The organism is Mesorhizobium sp. M0862, assembly GCF_040319795.1.
Classification (GTDB): domain Bacteria; phylum Pseudomonadota; class Alphaproteobacteria; order Rhizobiales; family Rhizobiaceae; genus Mesorhizobium.
Genome location: NZ_JAMYOJ010000011.1, coordinates 208053 through 227300 on the forward strand (window position 1 = coordinate 208053; position 19248 = coordinate 227300).

Genomic DNA, 19248 nt, shown 5'->3' on the forward strand with positions numbered 1-19248 from the left:
CGACCGGCACTGACACTTTGAAACGCAGACCGCTGGTGCGCTTCCTCGCGCTGGCCGGCCTTGCCGTGGCGCTGGCCAGCTGCCAGATGTTCACGCCTCCCGAAGTGCAGGAATCTGGCTTCCAGCCTTCCGACAAGCCGATCACGGTCGACAATGTCGCCGCCAACAGCAAGCTTGCCGAACTGGCGAAGGCACAGCATCCGCGCATCCTTGCCACCTATGGCGGCGAATATTCCGATCCCAAGCTCGAGCGCATGGTGGCCAAGGTTGTCGGCAGCCTGACCGTGGTGTCGGCCAATCCGACCCAGACCTATCGCATCACCATCCTCAATTCGCCAAACGTCAACGCTTTCGCGCTGCCGGGCGGCTATCTCTACGTCACCCGCGGCCTGCTGGCGCTGGCCAATGATTCGGCCGAACTCGCCGCCGTCATCGCGCATGAGATGGGCCACGTCACCGCCAATCACGGTCTGCAGCGACAGCAGCTCGAGGCCGAGGAAGGCCTGGCGACCAAGGTGGTCTCCGATGTGCTGGGCGACAGTCCGACCGCCAAGCAGGCATTGATCCGCGGCAAGCTGAGGCTGGCGCAGTTCTCGCGCAACCAGGAGCTGGAGGCAGACGCGATCGGCATCAAATCGATCGGCGAGGCGGGTTACGATCCCTATGCCGCCGGGCGTTTCCTGCAGTCGATGTCGGCCTATACCGATTTCCGCTCGATCAGCGGCGCCACCGACGCCAGCCTCGACTTCCTGGCTACGCACCCCAACACGCCGCAGCGAATTGATCTGGCGCAGCGCCACGCCCGCCAGTTCGGCGCGCCGGGCATCGGCACCCGCGACCGCGATTCCTTCCTGGCCGGGATAGACGGCCTGCTCTATGGCGACACGCCGGAAGAGGGCTATGTGCGCGGCCAGACCTTCCTGCATCCGGGCCTCGGCGTTTCGTTCACGGTGCCCGACGGCTTCATCATCGACAATTCGGCGGCGGCGGTGACGGCGACCGGTCCCGGCGACATGGCGATCCGCTTCGACGGTGTGTCGATCGACAAGGATCGTGCGCTGACCGACTACATCAGAAGCGGCTGGGTGGCCGGTCTCGACGAGACCAGTGTGCGCCAGGAGACGATCGACGGCAACGAGGCGGCGACAGCGCACGCCGGCGCCGATGGCTGGCAGTTCGACATTGCAGTGATCCGCGCCGGCGGCCAGGTCTATCGGCTTTTGACAGCGGCCCCCTCGGCCAGCACGACACTCGATCCGGTGGCACGCTCGGTCAGCGGTTCGTTCCGCGTGCTCAGCCCCGCCGAGAAAGCGGCACTGAAGCCGCTGCATATCCGCGTCGTCACGGTACAGGCCGGGCAGACGATGGGCACACTTTCGGCGCAGATGGTCGGCGTCGACCGCAAGCTCGATCTGTTCCGCGTGCTCAACGCGATGTCGCCGGGCGCCTCGGTTTCGGCCGGCGACAAGGTCAAGATCGTCACGGACAGATAGCGCCGGTCTTCGTCAGAAACCCCAGCCTTCGTAGTGCTTTTTTCTGAGATAACTTTTCTGAGATAACTCGGGGCGGTACCCCTGTTCCTGGCAATCTCACGCTGCCATGAATTCGGGGTTCTGCTTCACCAGCGCGAGCTTGAGCTTTTCCATGGCGCGGGCCTCGATCTGCCGGACACGCTCCTTGGAAATGCCGAGCGTCTCGCCGAGCGCCTCAAGCGTCGCACCTTCGTCGGTCAGCCGACGCTCCTCGATGATCCTGAGTTCGCGGGCATTGAGCGCGCGGAGCGCCGTCTTCAGCCACATCAGGCGCCGTTCGACGTCGATGGTGTCGCCGGCGACCTCGTCAGGCAATGGATCGTCCGAAATCAGGAAGTCCATCCGCTCGGTGGTACCGGCCTCATCGGCGAGCGGTGCGTTGAGCGAAGAGTCAGGTGCTGAAAGCCTGGAATCCATCTTCTCGACATCGGCCTCGGAGACGCCGAGGGCTACCGAGACTTCGCGGTAGAGCGTGGCGTTGGAGATCGGCTCGGCGCCATTGGCAAGACGGGCGCGCAGGCGCCGCAGGTTGAAGAACAGCGCCTTTTGCGCCGAAGAGGTGCCGCCGCGAACGATCGACCAGTTGCGCAGGATGTAGTCCTGCATCGAAGCGCGGATCCACCATGTCGCATAGGTCGAGAAGCGCACCTCGCGCTCCGGCTCGAAACGCGCGGCTGCTTCCAGCAGCCCGACATGGCCCTCCTGGACCAGATCGCCGAGCGGCAGGCCGTAATGTCGGAATTTCGAAGCCATGGAGATGACCAGCCGCATATGGGCGACGGTAATCTGATGCAGCGCCTGCTGATCCTGGTCTTCCTTCCAGCGCAAGGCGAGAACATGTTCCTCATCGCGCTCGAGGTAAGGGGCTTTCATTGCCGTGCGGACCATGGTCCGTCCTGCCGTGTCTTCGATCATGCCGCGCTCCTGCTCCCGGACATTTTCGGACGGCCTGGCGGCCGTTATCTCTGTTTGACGCAATTCCGAGGGAAACCGCTTTCCCACTTTCCTGGAATTGCTTCGGGCCTAGCGCAGCCAAGGGTTCTTGAAATGGAAACGCGGCGCCCTACAACAAGCCATGAACGTGCCACACCGGGGATTGGTTCCGCCGCCGATGGCGGTTGTTTTGTGCGGTCCGACAGGGCGCATCGACACCGCAGATCGGGACTATTGGCACCGATCCGAGCTGCTTTGAGAATCTGATTTCTGGATCGTCGTTTTTTTGAAATCCGGTTCCTTATTTTGCTGCGCTGTATCTGTCAGTTTCCGGCTCTCACAAGCGCCGGACACCGGCCAAGGACGGGATCACACAGAAATGAAATGGCTCAATTCGCTCATCGTCGCCGGAACGCTTCAGGTTCTGGCTGTTACATCAGGCCATGCCGGCGCCAATCTCGACCAGATCAAGCAGGCCGGCACCCTCAAAGTCGGCACCGAAGGCACCTATGCGCCCTTCACCTATCATGATGCTTCCGGCGCGCTGGTCGGCTTCGACGTCGAGATCGCCAAGGCGATCGGCGACAAGCTCGGCGTCAAGGTCGAGTTCCTCGAAGGCAAATGGGACGGGCTGATCGCCGGCCTCGACGCCAACCGCTACGACGCCGTGATCAACGAGGTCGGCATCACCGACGCGCGCAAGGCCAAGTACGATTTCTCCGATCCTTACATCGCCTCCAAGGCCGTGCTGATCGTGCGCGGCGACAACACCGACATCAAGACCTTCGCCGACCTCAAGGGCAAGAAGTCGGCACAGTCGTTGACATCGAATTTCGGCAAGCTCGCCGAGACCAACGGCGCCGAACTCGTCGGCACCGACGGCTTCGACCAGTCGATCCAGCTGCTGCTCACCGGCCGCGCCGACGCCACCATCAATGACAGCCTGTCTTTCCTCGACTTCAAGAAGCACAAGCCGGACGCCAATGTGAAGATAGCCGCGCAGGAAGAGAACGCCGACTATTCCGGCGTCATCATGCGCAAGGGTGATCCGGAGCTGGTCGCGGCGATCAACAAGGCGCTGGCCGACATCAAGGCCGACGGCACCTACAAGAGGATCGCCGATACCTATTTCGGCCAGGATGTCTCGCAGTAAAGACCATCTCCCGGCGGTTTGCCGGCAATGACCAATAGCGGCGGGCCGTCTTTGACGGCTCGCCGTTTTTCGCATGATATGAGAAGCACACAATCGCACTGCCGTCACCGCGGCGGTCTGTGAAGGAGGAGCCGCTCGTGCCGCACTGGCTACACCTGATGCTGGACTCGTTGCCGACACTGCTGTGGGCGGCGTTGATCTTCACCGTACCGCTGACATTGCTATCGTTCGCACTCGGCCTGTTCGTCGGCCTGGTTGTCGCCCTGGTGCGGCTGTTCGGTCCCAAGCCTCTGGTTGCCGTGGTCCGCTTCTATGTCTGGATCTTTCGCGGCACGCCGCTTCTGGTGCAGCTGTTCCTGATCTTTTACGGCCTGCCTTCGGTCGGCATATTGCTGGACGCTTTTCCGGCGGCGCTGATTGGCTTCACCCTCAACATAGGCGCCTACAGTTCGGAAATTATCCGCGCCGTGATCGGCTCGGTGCCGAAGGGCCAGTGGGAGGCGGCCTATTCGATCGGCATGACCTGGAGCCAGGCGATGCGGCGCACCATCCTGCCGCAAGCCGGCCGCGTCGCCGTGCCGCCGCTGTCCAACACCTTCATCTCGCTGGTCAAGGATACGTCGCTGGCCGCCGCCATCACTGTGCCGGAGATGTTCCAGGCGGCGCAGCGCATCGTCGCCACCACCTATGAACCGCTGATCCTCTATGTCGAGGCGGCGATCCTTTATCTGGCGATGAGCTCGGTGCTTTCGGCCTTGCAGACGCGGCTGGAGGAGCGGCTCAACCGCTATGGCGGCTTCCTGGAGGCGCGCTCATGATCGGCCTCACCGACATCGAAAAGCGCTTCGGCGACAATCTGGTGCTGAAGGGCGTGACTGTCACCATTGCCGAAGGCAGCGTCACCGCGCTCGTCGGCCCCTCCGGCGGCGGCAAGAGCACACTGCTGCGCTGCATCAACCTGTTGGAGATCCCGACCTCGGGCATGGTGCGCATCGGCGACGAGACGCTGGAATTCCGTCCCGGCGTCAAGATCCCCAGCCGCGACATCCAGCGCCTGCGGCTGCAGACCGGCATGGTGTTCCAGAACTTCCAGCTGTTCCCGCATCGCACCGCGATCGAGAACGTCATGGAAGGCCTGGTGACGGTGCTGAAATGGCCGACGGCAAAGGCGCGCGAGCGGGCACTGGCGCTGCTCGAGAAGGTCGGCATGGCGCACAAGGCGGACGATTGGCCGGCAACGCTGTCGGGCGGCCAGCAGCAGCGTGTGGCGATCGCCCGCGCCCTGGCGCCGTCGCCGAAAGTGCTGCTCTGCGACGAGCCGACCTCGGCGCTCGATCCGGAACTGGCGCAGGAAGTGGTCGACGTGCTGGGAAAGCTCGCTAGCGAAGGCACCACCATGGTGATGGCCACGCACGACCTTCGCCTTGCCTCCAAGATCGCGCAGGAGGTGGTGTTCCTCGACGCCGGCGTCATCGTCGAGAAGGGGCCGTCCACCGTGGTGTTCAGCAATCCGGAGCGGGAACGGACCAAGCGTTTTATTGCGACGCTGAAGCAGGAGGCGGAGAAGGAAGCCGGCGGCTGAGCCTTCTACCTCCCCCTTGTGGGTCCCTTGTGGGGAGGTCGGACGGAAGGTCCGGGGCGGGTCGTCCCCATCCTCGCTGCTTCGCAGCGACCTGCCTGGGCGAGCCACGGGTCTCGCCCGTCCTTGGAACCCCACAAGGGGGTAAAAACAAAAACCCGGCACAAGGCCGGGTTTTTCATGATTTCGACGGTGAAAGCGATCAGGCAGCTTCTTCCTGCTCGGCTTCCTCATTGTCGGCCTTGGCGCCGCGCTTCGGGCCCTTGTTGAGGTTGACCTCGATCAGGCGCACGGCTTCGGTTTCCGACATGCGGTTGACTGCCGCGATCTCGCGCGCCATGCGGTCGAGTGCCGCCTCATAGAGCTGACGCTCGGAATAGGACTGTTCCGGCTGGTTGTCGGCACGGTAGAGGTCGCGCACGACTTCCGAGATCGAGATCAGGTCGCCCGAATTGATCTTGGCATCATATTCCTGCGCACGGCGCGACCACATGGTGCGCTTGACGCGGGCGCGGCCCTGCACGACCTTCAGCGCGCGCTCGACATAATCCTCTTCCGACAGCTTGCGCATGCCGATGGAGGTCGCCTTGGCGACCGGAACCTTCAGGCGCATCTTGTCCTTCTGGAAGTCGATGACGAACAGTTCCAGCTTGTGGCCCGCAACTTCCTGCTCGTCGATCGAGACGATCTGGCCGACGCCGTGTGCCGGATATACGATGTACTCGCCGGTCTTGAAACCGTGGCGTGCCGAGGTGGACTTCTTCTGCGGGGTGATCGTTGCCATTACGCCCTGAACTCCTTGTTGTGGCACCGGCGGCCTGCCGGTCCGAACGCATGCGACCGGGGACACCGATCGTTAGCCGCACAACAGATGAACCCATCGGAAAAAGCCGGGACCGGCAAACCGCATACATAGCGACTGCCTGGCCCAGATCGCTCTGGTCCGATTGGGGATTTCACCTTTCAGTGATTTGGGGCGCTTGCGCCATAAATCGACGTTGTGTCACCGGCATGTTTCAACTGGTGTAGCACAAAAAGTCGGAAGAATCAAGGTTTTGCTGCAAACGCGAAGGTCGAGCGCCATCGCCGCCTGTCAAGGCAGTTAATGTATGATGCGCGTTACGCAGCGTTATGACGATCCAATAGGCCGCACTTTTTTGCTTTGCGCATCATCCTTTCCGAAATCGATTCCGATTCCAGCGTCATGTGCTCAGTCGCCTTCGCCGGGCTCGGCGGAGAAATATTTCTCGAACTTGCCGGCTTCGCCGTCGAAGCTCTTGGCATCTGCCGGAGGCTCCTTCTTGGCGGTGATGTTGGGCCATTTCTCGGCGTATTCGGTGTTGACCTGCAGCCATTTGTCGAGGCCCGGCTCGGTGTCGGGCTTGATTGCATCGGCCGGGCATTCCGGTTCGCAGACGCCGCAGTCGATGCACTCGTCGGGATGTATGACAAGCATGTTCTCGCCCTCGTAGAAGCAGTCGACCGGACAGACCTCGATGCAGTCCATGTACTTGCATTTGATGCAGTTGTCGGTCACGACATAGGTCATTGGTCGGCTCCGGGACGTCCCGTTCTTGCTAGAGCGACGTGCGTCCAATTGGACGCACAAAGTACGCTCTGACACTTTGAATCTGCGCATCGTGCCTTCCGAAAAATCGATTTCCGATTTTCGGGCCGATGCGGCGGCTTTTTTGGTGAGGTAACGCCTTTGCCTGCCGCTTGCAAGGGCAGCCATTGCAGGCGGGGCCCGCGTGTCCGGAATGAAATTCCAGACCGCCGGCATGGCGCAGACGGCCAAGGCTTCAGTCTTCGCCGAACAGCCGGTCGGTTTGCCTGCGCTCTTTCTTGGTCGGCCGGCCGCTGCCGGCGTCGCGCAGCGCCGGAATGGCATCGGCAACAGCCTCGCCTTTCGGCGCCGGCGGCGGGGACATGTCCTCGTAGAGCGTGCGCGCTTCCTCGGCCGGACCGCGCCGCACGCCGGTGCCAAGCACCTTCCAAATGAAAATGCGGCGCTCGTGCGTAATGGTCAAAACGTCGCCAGGCTTGACCAGATCGGAGGCCTGCGCTGCTTTGTCGCTGTTGATGCGGACGCGTCCGGCGACAACCAGCTTGGCCGCCAGCGAGCGCGATTTTATCGCGCGCGAAAAGAACAGCCACTTGTCGATGCGCTGACGACCTTCAGCAACCATCGCAGCGAGTTATTTCTTGTTGGAGCATGATCTTGTCCGAAAACCGGTTCCACTTTTCGGGATCATGCTCAGAGCTTACTTCTTCAGCTGGTCGCGCAAGGCGGCGAGCTTGGCGAAGGGCGAGTCCGGATCGAAGCGCGCAGGGCGTTCCTCGCGTGGCTTGGCTTGGAAAGCCGGCTTGGCGCCTTGCGGTCCGCCTTTGCCTTCCGGCCTGCCGCCTTTCCAGTCAGGCCGGCCCTCGCGCGGACGCTCGCCTTGCGGCTTGCCGTCGCGGCGCTGTTCGCCCTCGGCCTGCGGCTTGGGCTTGAACTTCGAACGGTCGAAGCGTGGCTTGGCGGCACCGTCGCGCTGGTCGCGCCGGCCCTGATAGGCCGGCCGTTCGCCCGGTGCCGGCTGTCCGCCGGCAGCGTCGGCCGGCGCATCGGCGCGGCCAGCCTGGCCGTTACGCGGGCGATTGTCCCGGCCTTGACGATGGCGCGGGCGCTGCTCGAAACGACCCTGCCGCCACAGCAAGATGGGCTTTGGCGCTTCGGCCTCGGGGACAGGCTCAGCGCTTCCACCCTCCCCCTCGTGGGGAGGGTCGGCGCGCAGCGCCGGGGTGGGGGCAGCGCCGGCGTCGGCGGTTGCGCCTGCATCGGCTACGCGGTCTGCACTATCGGTTTCGTCAGCGCTGTCACCCCCACCCGCGTCGCTTCGCGCCGCGACCTCCCCCATCGAGGGGGAGGTAAAAGCGTCGGCGCTTTCGGTGACAGTGTCGTCAGCCTCTGCAACGGCCGGAGCGTGTTCTTGCGCTGCAGGCTCTGCAGTTGTTTCGTCGATGGCTGGGACCTCGGCGGTAGCTTCAACGGCCGCAGCTGGGTCCGAACCCTCGGCAGGCGCTTCCGGCTGAGCGTCTGCAACAGCCTCCGATGCGACTTCGGCAACGGGCTCCTCAGCCGCAACCTCAGTGGCGGAAGCCGCATCCGGCTCCGAACTGTCGGTCGGCGCTTCAGCGACAGCTTCGCCTGCAGCGGCTTCCGCCGTCTGGGCCTGCTCGGCCTTCGCTGCCGCTTCCGCCAGCTTTGCCGCCGCGGCTTCCCGCGCCGCGTTGTCCTGTGCTTCCAGCCGCGCCTTGACCTCTGCCGGCGGCTTCGGCTCGGCGCGATAGCCGAGACCTTTCAGGATCTCTTCCATGTCGTCGGCGGTGGCGCCGAGGATGGACATCATCGGCGGCGTCACCATGAAGGACTGGCCGTCATAGGCGCCGTCCGGGCGCTGTCCCAGACCGGGCCTCCAGTTGGTCGCAGGCCGGATCAGGTCGGCCAGCCGTTCCAGAATGTCGATGCGCACGGCGCGGCGGCCGAGATTACGGTAGCCGGCGAGCTTGTAGAAGCTCTTGTCGAAAGCCGGATCGATGACCACCGAGGTGCGGCCGGAGGCCAGCGCGTGCACGACGTCGCCAAAGCCGGGCTTGTCCTTGCCGTCGTTCTTCAGCGCCCACAAAAGCGTGATCAGTCCGGCGGGCGCCGGCTTGATCAGCGCCGGCACGAAGACGTGGTAGGCGCCGAAGCGCACACCGAGCCGGCGCAAGGCGGCGCGACCCTCCTGGTCGAGCGACTTCATTTCCTCGGCGATGTCGCGGCGGTTGATGAGGCCGAAATGCTCGACGAGCTGGAAGGCGATGCCACGGCCGATGCCGGCGATCTGCTCGGCATTCTTCAAGTCGACCAGCGGCTTCAGCAAGGATTCGATCTGGAAATTGACGAAGCGCTCGGCGCGCGCGGCGACCTTGTCGCGGGCGGGACCGGTCAACTGCTCGTCGGCCAAAAGCACCAGGCGCGGCTTCAGCGCGTCCTCGCCGGCAACCAGCGTGCCGATCGGCGCGCCGATCCAGCGCAGCGTGCCGTCGGAGCCAAGCGCAAGGTCGCCATTGGCGCAGGCGCCGAAGCGTTCGGCACGTGCCTCGAACTCGGCGGCCAGCGCTTTTTGCGCTGCCGTGCGCACGGCCTTGGCGTCTTCGCCGCCGGCGCTCTGGTCGGCGGTGAAACGGAACCCTTGCAACTCGCCGACATGATGGCCTTCGACAAGGACGGTTCCGGTAGGACTGATTTCGGCTTCAGGCATTGTATTTTCTCTAAGGCGCCGCATGAGGACGGAAGTCCTGCGGTCTACAAACCGTTTCGTCAACCGCTCATGCAGCGCATCCGACAATCTGTCTTCGATTTCGCGCGTCTTTTCCCGCCAGTGTGCCTGATCGGCCAGCCAGCCCGGCCGGTTGGACACGAATGTCCAGGTGCGGATCTGCGCAATGCGGTGCGACAGCGTGTCGATGTCCCCCTCGGTCGTATCGGCGCGGCGCACCTGCTCGGCCATGTAGTTCTCGTCGACATGGCCGTGTTTGGCGAGGTCGGTGTAGATAGAAGCGATCAGGTCGGAGTGCTGGGCCGGCGCGATCTTGCGGTAGTCCGGCAACGCGCAGGCTTCCCACAGCAGCGCGACGCGCTTGGCATTGGTAGCCAGCGCGCGGATGTCCTCGTCGCGGGAGAGATGTTCGAGCGCCTGCGCATCGACCGCCGGCAGCGCGCGCGTCAGGCCTTCGACCGGCGCGTTGGCCTCGATCGAGCGCTTCAGCGCGTCGAGGCTGGCGAAGTCGAAATGCGCGGTGCGCCATTGCAGCACCTTCACCGGATCGAACTCGTGCCCCTCGATGCGCTTGACCAGTTCCTCGTCCAGCGGATCGACCTGGCCGGTGACGCCGAAGGTGCCGTCGCGCAGATGCCGGCCGGCGCGGCCGGCGATCTGGCCGAGCTCGGCCGCCGTCAGGTTGCGGTACTGGTAGCCGTCGAATTTGCGGTTCTGGGCGAAGGCGACATGATCGAGATCAAGGTTGAGCCCCATGCCGATGGCGTCGGTGGCGACGAGATAGTCGACGTCCCCTGCCTGGAACATTGCCACCTGGGCATTGCGGGTGCGGGGCGACAGCGCGCCTAGCACGACCGCCGCTCCTCCTTGCTGGCGGCGGATCAGCTCAGCGATGGCATAGACCTCGTCGGCGGAGAAAGCGACGATCGCCGTACGCCGCGGCAGGCGGGTCAATTTCTTCGAACCGGCATAGGCCAGGTGCGACAGGCGAGGGCGCGTCACCACCGAGACGCCTCTCAGCAGCTTTTGCAGGATGCCATGCATGGTGGCCGCGCCGAGCAGCAGCGTTTCCTGGCGCCCGCGCAGGTGCAGGATTCGGTCGGTGAAGATATGGCCGCGCTCGAGGTCGCCGGCGAGCTGCACCTCGTCGATGGCGACGAAGGCAACGTCGGTCTCGCGCGGCATGGCTTCGACGGTGCAGACCGAATATTTCGCGCCGGGCGGCTGGATTTTTTCCTCGCCGGTGATGAGCGCCACCTTGTGGGCGCCGACCTTTTCGCAGACGCGGGCATAGACCTCGCGCGCCAGAAGGCGGAGCGGCAGGCCGATAATGCCGCTCTCATGCGCCACCATGCGCTCGATGGCGAGATGGGTCTTGCCGGTGTTGGTCGGACCCAGCACGGCAGTCACGTCGCGGCCCGACAGGATCAGCGGCTCGGTGTGTTTCGGCTGGATGTTCATCGGCCTGGAGATGAGGCTTTCTGCATCGTGTTGTCGGGAGCGCGCCTCGCGTGGCGCGTATGACAGGCGACACATAGGGATTTCAGGCGCGAAGCGAAAGCGGAATGTTCCGGCCGGCAATCCCACGGTCGTCTTTGAGGTCTCAATTAACAGTTGGAACGAGTCTGGAACGAATCGGCGACGAATCAGTGACTCCGGCAGATTCAGCTTTTGTTCACGGCTACATGTGGATTTTGCGAGCCTGAGTCTCACCATATGCTGAATCGCGGAAACTGGCCCGATTCCTGCAAGGCGACCATTGGCGTTAACCTTTGCCGGCGGGGCATCGTCGTGATCCGATACGCCTCGGCCAAGATTATGAAATTGTTGAATTTTCTTAATCGGCCTTAACCATTTGCCGGTGATTTTCGGCCTTGGTCGCTAACGTTGCGCTAAAAGCCGGAACGAATCGGCGATGAATCAGCGATGGCGGGATTTTCCTGGTTTGTTCACCCCAACATGTTGTGTTATCCACAGCTTGTCCACCGAGAATTCACAGCTTGCGAACCGGGTTTTGCACAGGGCGCCTGGAAATCGTTAATCTTTGCGTGCCGGAACGGGTCAATGTCTAGCGCGCAGCCCGGGAACATCGCCGGCCGGCGATGAAAGAACGGGCCATAAGCCGGCCCGTCCTACCGGGCGAAATGCTGTCGTTCAGGCGAAATACTGGCCGCCATTGGCTGTGATGGTCGAACCGGTGATGAAGCCGGCGTCTTCGGAAGCGAGGAAGACGACGCAACGCGCGATCTCTTCCGGTTCGCCGAGGCGGCCGACCGGAATCTGCGGGATGATGCGTTCATTCAGCACCTTCTGGTCGATCGCCTTGACCATCTCGGTGGCGATGTAGCCGGGGCAGATGACATTGACTGTGATGCCCGCGCGGGCGCCCTCCTGCGCCAGCGCCTTCGAGAAGCCGATGTCGCCGGCCTTTGCGGCGGAATAGTTGACCTGGCCGGCCTGGCCTTTCTGGCCGTTGATGGAGGAAATGGTGATGACGCGGCCGAATTTGCGGTCGCGCATGCCGCCCCACAGCGGATGCGTCATGTTGAAGACCCCAGACAGATTGGTGTCGATGACTTCCTTCCACTGCTCGCGCGTCAGCTTGTGGAACATGGCGTCGCGGGTAATGCCGGCATTGTTGACCAGCACCGAGACCGGGCCGAGATCGGCCTCGACCTGTTTGATTCCGGCGGCACAGGCGTCGTAGTCGGCGACCGACCATTTGTAGGCCTTGATGCCGGTTTGTGCGCTGAACTTCCCCGCTGCCTCGTCATTGCCGGCATAGTTGGCGGCAACGGTGTAACCGGCATTCTTCAGGCCGATCGATATGGCGGCGCCGATGCCGCGCGATCCACCGGTGACGAGCGCTACTTTGGTCATTGAAAGTTCTTCCTCCCTTTGGTCGGAAGAAGGGAATAGGGAGTAGGGAATAGCGAGTAGGGATCGATATCCCGCCGCGCTGCTCCTTCTTCCCTATTCACTACTCCCTATTCACTACTCACTTCTTGTTCACAGCGCTTCCACGCACAGAGCGACGCCCATGCCGCCGCCGATGCACAGCGTGGCAAGGCCCTTCTTGGCGCCGCGGCGGCGCATCTCGAAAACCAGCGTGTTGAAGACGCGGGCGCCCGACGCGCCGATCGGATGGCCGATGGCGATGGCGCCGCCATTGACGTTGACGATCGACGTATCCCAGCCCATGCCCTTGTTGACGGCGCAGGCCTGCGCGGCGAAGGCTTCATTGGCCTCGACAAGGTCGAGGTCCTTGACCGACCAGCCGGCCTTCTCGAGCGCCCGCTTCGAGGCGGGAATAGGTCCGGTTCCCATGATCGCCGGATCGACGCCGGCCGTCGCCCAGGATGCGATGCGCACCAGCGGGGTGATGCCGCGCCTTGTGGCTTCAGCCTCGCTCATCAGCAGCGCGCCGGCGGCGCCGTCATTGATGCCCGACGCGTTCGCGGCGGTCACGGTGCCGTCCTTGTCGAAAGCCGGCTTCAGCTTGGACATGGCGTCGATGGTGGCGCCGTGGCGGATGTACTCGTCCTGGTCGACGACAGTGTCGCCCTTCCTGCCCTTGATCGTGAAGGCGACGATCTCGTCCTTGAACTTGCCGGCCTTCTGCGCGGCCTCGGCCTTGTTTTGCGAGGCCAGCGCAAACTGGTCCTGGTCGTCGCGGGTGATCTGGAACTGGCGGGCGACGTTCTCGGCGGTGTTGCCCATGTGGTAGCCATTGAAGGCGTCCCACAACCCGTCCTTGATCATGGTATCGATCATCTTGTAGTCGCCCATCTTGACGCCGGCGCGCAGGTGCTCGGCATGCGGCGACAGCGACATCGATTCCTGGCCGCCGGCGATGATCACCGTGGCGTCGCCGGCGGCGATCTGCTGCATGCCGAGCGCGATGGCGCGCAGGCCAGAGCCGCAAACCTGGTTGAGCCCCCAGGCGGTGGTCTCCTTGGGCAGGCCGGCATTGATCGACGCCTGGCGGGCGGGGTTCTGGCCCTGCGCGGCGGTCAGCACCTGGCCGAGAATGACCTCGTCGACTTCACCCGGCTCGACGCCGGCGCGCGCCAAAAGCTCCCTGATGACGACGGCGCCAAGTTCATGCGCCGGGGTGGCGGCGAAGGCGCCGTTGAAAGAGCCGACAGCCGTGCGTGCGGCGCTGGCAACGACGATTGAATTGGAAGCGGACATTTTTCTCTCCAGACTTCGAGGTGTCGTGTTCTTGGGGGCTTGTTGGGACTTTTCTTGCTCGTTCCACACCCCAAGTCAAACCGGAAATGGGCATGCCGGCCAAGCGCCGCAAGCAGGGCGTGAGCGGCCGGCGGGATCGCCCAACCTTTGCTGCGCAGCATAATTGGCCGGCCATGCAGCAATAAATGATGCCGCACTGCACAAAGCGCTTGGAATTATAGAGCTTTTGCGCATATCCTTAAAAATGGCGCAATCGTTACCGGCGGCTTACTCAGGCGCGCCGGTGTCCCGGGAGGATGCTGATGGCCGCGAAAGACGACCCTATCATTATCAAGAAATATGCCAATCGCCGGCTCTACAATACCGGCACCAGCACCTATGTGACGCTCGAGGATCTGGCCGAGATGGTCAAGAAGGGCGAGGAGTTCACCGTCCAGGACGCCAAGACCGGTGACGACATTACCCATCCGGTGCTGACGCAGATCATCTTCGAACTGGAGAACAAGGATGGGCAGAACATGCTGCCGATCCCGTTCCTGCGCCAGTTGATCGCTTTCTATGGCGACCAGATGCAGCAGATCGTGCCGAGCTTCCTCGAACAGTCGATGATGGCCTTCTCCAAGGAACAGGAGCGGTTCCGCGAGCAGATGAAGGGCGCGATCGGCAAGTCGCCGCTGGATGTAATGAAGATCGCCACTCCGATCAAGGCGCTGGAAGAGCAGACACGCCGCAACATGGAAATGTTCCAGAACGCGATGCGCCTGTTCACGCCCTTCCCGACCGCCGCCACAAATGCTGCGGCCGCGGCTGCACCCGAGCCGGCCCGCAAGGATGTCCCGGAAAAGAGCGGCGACGACCTTCAGGAACTGAAGCAACAGATCGCCGCCATGCAGCGCAAGCTTGACACCATGTCGTAAGCGACCGCCGCATGGTCGACCGCCCTCAGTTGGTCGAGGCGGCTGTCACGGGTCGATTTTCAGCTGCCACGGTTCCCAGATATCGTCGGGCTGGCCGTCGAGCGAGCGGTAGAAGGCTTTGGCCGGCGAGTTGGATTTCAGCACCGTCCATTTGATGGCGGAGGCGCCAATGCTCAAAGCGTGTTGGCGAAGCTGTTCAACAAGCGCATGGCCGACCCCCATGCCGCGCGTCGCTTCAGTGACGTAGAGTTCCTTCAGCCAGACAACCGGCTTCAGGTCGTAGGTCCAGGGGATGAGGTAGTGGACGGCGATGCCGACGATCACGCCCTCTCGCTCCGCCACCAACACGCCGAACCGGGGCGATGGCCCCAGCCCGTGCTCGATGAGGTTCGCTTCGGTGACGCGAAGCTTGTCGTCATAACCCTCGAAGACGGCTAGCGCCCGCATGAGGGCGAGCACCGCACCGACATCCTGGCGCTCGAATGGACGAATTCTAACCATCGCCTTCTGCATGCTTGCTCAGTCTTCAAGGCCGACCATATCGCGTGGCCTCACGCGTGCAAGACACCGGGCTCCTTGCCTGAAGCGAAAGGAAGGTCCTCGTCCTGCCAACCGGTTATGCCGCCGATCATGATCTTCACGGGACGACCGAGGCTGGCCAGCTTGAAGGCCGCCTGATCCGCGCCATTGCAATGCGGTCCCGCGCAATAGACGACGAACAGCGTCCTTTCGGGCCATTGCACCATCCGCCCGGCCGATATTTCGCGGTGGGGCAGATGCAGCGCGCCCGGCACATGGCGGCGTCCATAGGCTTCCGGCGAACCGACCACATGCAGGAGAACAAAGTCCGGCTCCCCGGCACGCAGTGCGGCGGCGACGTCGGAACAGTCGGTCTCGACGGAAAGCCGGCGCAGAAAATGGTCGCGGGCGATATCCGGCGATGCCGCCGGAATGTCTGTCACGTAGCTCATCCTCGTATCTCCATTGCTGATGCGACGGAGAGATAAGACAGGAAGCAGGGCGATTGCAGCTGGCAGCTTTGCCATATATCGTCAAGATCATGCCATCCTCTGCCAATCCGCGCCCTGCCAACCCTCTTGTCGTTGCCGTTGCCTATGACGGCCTGTGCACGTTCGAGTTTGGCGTGGCGGTTGAGATCTTCGCCTTGCCCCGGCCGGAAATGGGTGAGGATTGGTACCGTTTTGCAGTTGCCGGTATTGATACCGGTGAAATGCGCGCGCTGGGCGGCGTGCGTATTGTTGCCGACGGCGGGATCGATCTGATCGGCCAGGCCGGCACGGTGATCGTACCGGGATGGCGCGGAACGGAGGCTCCGGTGCCGCCGGCGCTGATCGAGGCGCTTCGAAAGGCACACGAGCGCGGCTCTCGCATTCTTTCGATCTGTTCGGGCGTGTTCGTGCTTGCCGCCGCCGGCCTGCTTGCGGGCAAAAGAGCGACCACGCATTGGCGCTACAGCGAGAAGCTGACGGAGATGTACCCCGACATCACCGTGATTCCGGACGTTTTGTACATCGATGAGGGCAATGTGCTGACATCGGCAGGCAGTGCCGCGGGCATCGACCTCTGCCTGCATCTGGTTCGGCGCGACTTCGGCACCAAGGCTGCAAACATGGTGGCGCGCCGTCTGGTCGTGCCGCCGCATCGCGACGGCGGCCAGGCGCAGTATGTCGAGAGCTCCGTTCCCGAGCCACATGAGCGCAGCCGGCTTGGACCGTTGATCGACAGGATGCGCGCCAATATTTCCGCCGACTATCCCGTCGCCATCTTGGCCGAGCTTGCCGGGATGAGCGAGCGGACGTTTCTGCGCCGCTTTGCGGCCGCAACCGGCGTCACGCCGGCGCGCTGGCTGCTGTCGGAACGGCTTTCGCGGGCGCGCACGCTGCTGGAAGACACCGCCATGCCGATCGAACGGATTGCCGAGACCGCCGGCTTTGGCGCGGCAGGCACGTTGCGGCATCACTTCCGCCGGCAATTCGCCACGACGCCCGTCGCGTACCGTGCGCGTTTCGGGAACACGGCCAGGTCGGCTTAAGTCACGCGTCCCTCATAGCGGCCACGCGGCCTGATGATGCTGCCGCTAATGATCTGTTCGACCATATGCGCGGCCCAGCCGACGCTGCGTCCAAGCGCGAATAGCTGGAACGGTGCATCGCGCGGCAAGCCAAGGCCGCGCGTTAGTGCGGCCAGGGCGAAGTCGATGTTGGGCTGGGCACCGGCTGCCGCCATGGCGGCTTTTTGCAGCTGTTGCAGCGTCTCGTCGACAGGGATGACTGCCAGAAGTGCGGTGGCACGGGGATCGCCGTCGGGATAGAGCGGATGGCCGAACGCCGGCAAGGGCCGATCATGGCCGAGCCAGCGCCGGATCGCCGCATCCGCGCCGTGGGCTGCTGCATCTTCAGCCAGTTGCATCACCGCTTCGCCGGCGCCGCCGTGGCGCGGGCCGGACAGCGTTGCCAGGCCGGCCAACAGGCATGCGGCAGGCGAGGCCCCTGTGGACGCTGCGACGCGGGCGGCGAAGGTCGATGCGTTGAGTTCATGATCGGCGAGCAGGACGAGGGCGCAGCGGATCGCTTCCGCTCCCGTCGCATCTACCGACCAGCCCTGCGCCAGGCGCTTATGGACGGGCGCTGTGCCGGCTTCAGCGCCCAGCGACTGCGCCAGCGCTCCGACTGTGCGCGCGGCCTCGGTGCACAGCGAGGCGGCGCTGCGTCCTAGCGAAGGCCGCCCGTGGCCTGCAAGCATGGCAAGCTGCGCAAAGGCCGAGGCGCGGCCGACTGGATGAGGCGCTTCAGATGACGGAGCTTTGAAAGCCACCGGTTCAGGCGAGGCCCAGAGCACAGCAGCGGTTTCCTCCAGCGTCGCCGCTTTGGAAAGCGCAACGGCGTCTTGCCCTCGGTAGATGAGGCGCCCGTGCAGAACGGTTGAAATTGCTGTTGCGATCGAGGGTTCGCCCCAGGCGATCGCACTCTCGGCGATGGCCGAGGGACTGCGGCCCCGCGCCCGGCGGGTCGCCAATGCCGCGATGTCGTAGGCGCGGTACTGGCTGCGGCGCGGGTCGCTCTCATCCGGCCGCATGCCGATGCGGCCACGGCTGACATAGGCGTAGAGCGTCTGCGGCCGGACCTTGAGCCGTTCCAGCGCCTCATCCCGCGACAGCCATTCGGACATTTTTAGCCCATGCATTGATTATATTGATCAAGATTGATCGAGGCGCAGCCCAACCCTTATCTCCCATGCAGAAAAGCTGCAAGGAGATGAGATATGCCGAACGGGCTCGATGATGTGGTGGCGGCGGAGACCGTGCTCTCCGATGTCGATGGCCTTGGCGGCCGCCTGACGATCCGCGGTCATTCGCTGCCGGAATTGGCGGGACGCTGGCGCTATGCGCAAGTGGTTCGCCTGTTGCTCGACGGCTTCTTCGACGGCCTTCCCGGCGATGCCGAACTGGCAGCGAGGCTGGGCAAGGCTCGCGTCGAGCTGTTCGAGCGGCTTGCACCCTCGCTGCCGCTGCTCGCACCGATTGAGATCTATGGCGCCATGCGCGCCGGCATGGCGCTGCTGCCGGATGGCGAGACACCGACGGACGCCTTGCGGCTGATCGCGGCGCCCGCCGTGCTGACGCCGGCTCTGCTGCGCCTGGCGCGTGGCGAGCAGCCGATCGCACCTGACGCGAAGGCCGATCATGCCGCCGACATGCTGAGGATGCTCGAGGGATCCGTCCCGTCGCCGGCGCTGGCAAGGGCACTCGACACCTATCTGGTGACCGTCTGCGATCACGGCCTCAACGCCTCGACCTTCGCCACCCGCGTCGTCGCATCGACGCTGGCCGGGCTGACATCGTCGGTGCTGGCTGGGCTCGGCGCGCTCAAGGGGCCGCTGCACGGCGGCGCGCCCGGCCCGGTGATCGAGATGCTCGATGCAATCCAGGCGCATGGCGACGCGGCCGGTTGGCTGCGCGAGAAGGTCGCGCATGGCGAGCGCATCATGGGTTTCGGCCATCGTATCTACCGCGTGCGCGATCCGCGCGCCGATGTACTGAAAGCCGTCGTGCGGCAGCTCGGCAGCGAGGGCGAAGCCGGCCGCCGCCTGGCCTTCGCCGAACAGGTCGAGCACACGGCGCTCGAAGTGCTGCGGATCGCCAAGCCGCAGCGCTCGCTGCAGACCAATGTCGAGTTTTACACAGCGCTTGTGCTTGAGGCGGCTGGCTTTCCGCCACAGGCGTTCAGCAATGTCTTTGCCGCCGGACGTGTCGCCGGCTGGATCGCGCATGCGCGCGAACAGCAGACGACGGGGCGGCTGATCCGTCCACAGTCGCGCTATGTCGGGCCGGTGCCGGACCTCGTGGCCTGAGGTTCCAAGTTCAGATTGTTGCGAAGAGGACCCCACCCTAGCTTGCCGGGGCGAGCCACGGGTCTCGCCCGTCCTTCGGACCCCCACAAGGGGAGGGCAGCTGGCGCGCGCCGCCGAAACGTCGGTGGTTTGCTGAGATCAGCGTCTACCAAGTCTCCCTCCCCGGTTGTGTGCGTCAAGTTCTGCAAAATGGGCGATCATGAAACTGGTCATGCGGCTTGGCGTAGAGCGAGCTTCTTGTGCTCGCGCAGATCATCCA

At 63.8% G+C, this 19248-nt stretch carries 17 protein-coding genes; 7 read left to right on the plus strand and 10 right to left on the minus strand.

What is annotated here, in order from left to right; translation table 11 throughout:
• Positions 1–86 precede the first annotated feature (86 nt).
• Positions 87–1493, plus strand: a complete 1407-nt coding sequence (locus NKI15_RS18595) for a M48 family metalloprotease (RefSeq protein WP_245260366.1) — start codon at positions 87–89, stop codon at positions 1491–1493.
• A gap of 96 nt (positions 1494–1589) precedes the next feature.
• On the opposite strand, the gene NKI15_RS18600 is transcribed toward NKI15_RS18595, so the two are convergent.
• Positions 1590–2447, minus strand: a complete 858-nt coding sequence (locus NKI15_RS18600) for an RNA polymerase factor sigma-32 (protein WP_023693606.1) — start codon at positions 2445–2447, stop codon at positions 1590–1592.
• 397 nt (positions 2448–2844) lie between these two features.
• Between NKI15_RS18600 and NKI15_RS18605 the strand changes: the two genes are divergently transcribed.
• From NKI15_RS18605 to NKI15_RS18615, 3 genes are all read left to right on the plus strand, one after another.
• Positions 2845–3618, plus strand: a complete 774-nt coding sequence (locus NKI15_RS18605; RefSeq protein ID WP_352514806.1) for an amino acid ABC transporter substrate-binding protein — start codon at positions 2845–2847, stop codon at positions 3616–3618.
• 137 nt (positions 3619–3755) lie between these two features.
• Positions 3756–4436 (plus strand): amino acid ABC transporter permease, encoded by a 681-nt coding sequence (locus tag NKI15_RS18610; protein ID WP_023693608.1) that lies wholly within the window; start codon positions 3756–3758, stop codon positions 4434–4436.
• Positions 4433–5200, plus strand: coding sequence for an amino acid ABC transporter ATP-binding protein (locus NKI15_RS18615; protein WP_023748300.1), 768 nt, complete (start codon positions 4433–4435; stop codon positions 5198–5200). Before NKI15_RS18610 ends, NKI15_RS18615 begins: the two co-directional genes overlap by 4 nt.
• A 199-nt stretch (positions 5201–5399) precedes the next feature.
• Here the strand turns inward: NKI15_RS18615 and NKI15_RS18620 are convergent, their stop codons facing one another.
• From NKI15_RS18620 to NKI15_RS18645, 6 genes are all read right to left on the minus strand, one after another.
• Positions 5400–5981: a CarD family transcriptional regulator gene (locus NKI15_RS18620; RefSeq protein ID WP_023673664.1), complete on the minus strand. Its 582-nt coding sequence runs from the start codon at positions 5979–5981 to the stop codon at positions 5400–5402.
• 426 nt (positions 5982–6407) lie between these two features.
• Complete coding sequence (gene fdxA, locus NKI15_RS18625; protein ID WP_013529180.1) at positions 6408–6746, minus strand: ferredoxin FdxA; 339 nt, start codon at positions 6744–6746, stop codon at positions 6408–6410.
• Between the two features lie 253 nt (positions 6747–6999).
• Positions 7000–7386, minus strand: coding sequence for an RNA-binding S4 domain-containing protein (locus NKI15_RS18630; RefSeq protein ID WP_023673663.1), 387 nt, complete (start codon positions 7384–7386; stop codon positions 7000–7002).
• Between the two features lie 75 nt (positions 7387–7461).
• On the minus strand, positions 7462–10968 hold the full coding sequence (locus tag NKI15_RS18635) for a helicase-related protein (protein WP_352886523.1): 3507 nt from the start codon (positions 10966–10968) through the stop codon (positions 7462–7464).
• A 693-nt stretch (positions 10969–11661) separates the two neighbouring features.
• On the minus strand, positions 11662–12387 hold the full coding sequence (gene phbB, locus NKI15_RS18640; RefSeq protein WP_023673831.1) for an acetoacetyl-CoA reductase: 726 nt from the start codon (positions 12385–12387) through the stop codon (positions 11662–11664).
• A 129-nt stretch (positions 12388–12516) separates the two neighbouring features.
• On the minus strand, positions 12517–13701 hold the full coding sequence (locus NKI15_RS18645) for an acetyl-CoA C-acetyltransferase (RefSeq protein WP_023673832.1): 1185 nt from the start codon (positions 13699–13701) through the stop codon (positions 12517–12519).
• A gap of 302 nt (positions 13702–14003) precedes the next feature.
• On the opposite strand from NKI15_RS18645, the gene phaR reads away from it, so the two are divergent.
• On the plus strand, positions 14004–14618 hold the full coding sequence (phaR, locus tag NKI15_RS18650) for a polyhydroxyalkanoate synthesis repressor PhaR (protein WP_023685813.1): 615 nt from the start codon (positions 14004–14006) through the stop codon (positions 14616–14618).
• Between the two features lie 45 nt (positions 14619–14663).
• Here the strand turns inward: phaR and NKI15_RS18655 are convergent, their stop codons facing one another.
• Both NKI15_RS18655 and NKI15_RS18660 read right to left on the minus strand, forming a co-directional pair.
• A complete protein-coding gene (locus tag NKI15_RS18655; protein ID WP_031194243.1) occupies positions 14664–15119 on the minus strand; it encodes a GNAT family N-acetyltransferase in 456 nt (151 codons plus the stop codon).
• A 50-nt stretch (positions 15120–15169) separates the two neighbouring features.
• Complete coding sequence (locus NKI15_RS18660; RefSeq protein ID WP_352886515.1) at positions 15170–15589, minus strand: rhodanese-like domain-containing protein; 420 nt, start codon at positions 15587–15589, stop codon at positions 15170–15172.
• An 89-nt stretch (positions 15590–15678) separates the two neighbouring features.
• Here NKI15_RS18660 and ftrA point away from each other — a divergent pair, with 89 nt between their 5' ends.
• The gene (gene ftrA / locus NKI15_RS18665; protein WP_023715058.1) at positions 15679–16671 is read left to right on the plus strand and encodes a transcriptional regulator FtrA; all 993 of its coding nucleotides are present in this window, start codon (positions 15679–15681) and stop codon (positions 16669–16671) included.
• Here the strand turns inward: ftrA and NKI15_RS18670 are convergent.
• Complete coding sequence (locus NKI15_RS18670; RefSeq protein WP_352514805.1) at positions 16668–17807, minus strand: citrate synthase; 1140 nt, start codon at positions 17805–17807, stop codon at positions 16668–16670. The genes ftrA and NKI15_RS18670 overlap by 4 nt on opposite strands.
• A gap of 93 nt (positions 17808–17900) precedes the next feature.
• Between NKI15_RS18670 and NKI15_RS18675 the strand changes: the two genes are divergently transcribed.
• Positions 17901–18989 carry a citrate synthase/methylcitrate synthase gene (locus tag NKI15_RS18675; RefSeq protein ID WP_023693621.1) on the plus strand — a complete coding sequence of 363 codons (1089 nt, stop codon included), beginning with the start codon at positions 17901–17903 and terminating at the stop codon, positions 18987–18989.
• Positions 18990–19248 lie beyond the last annotated feature (259 nt).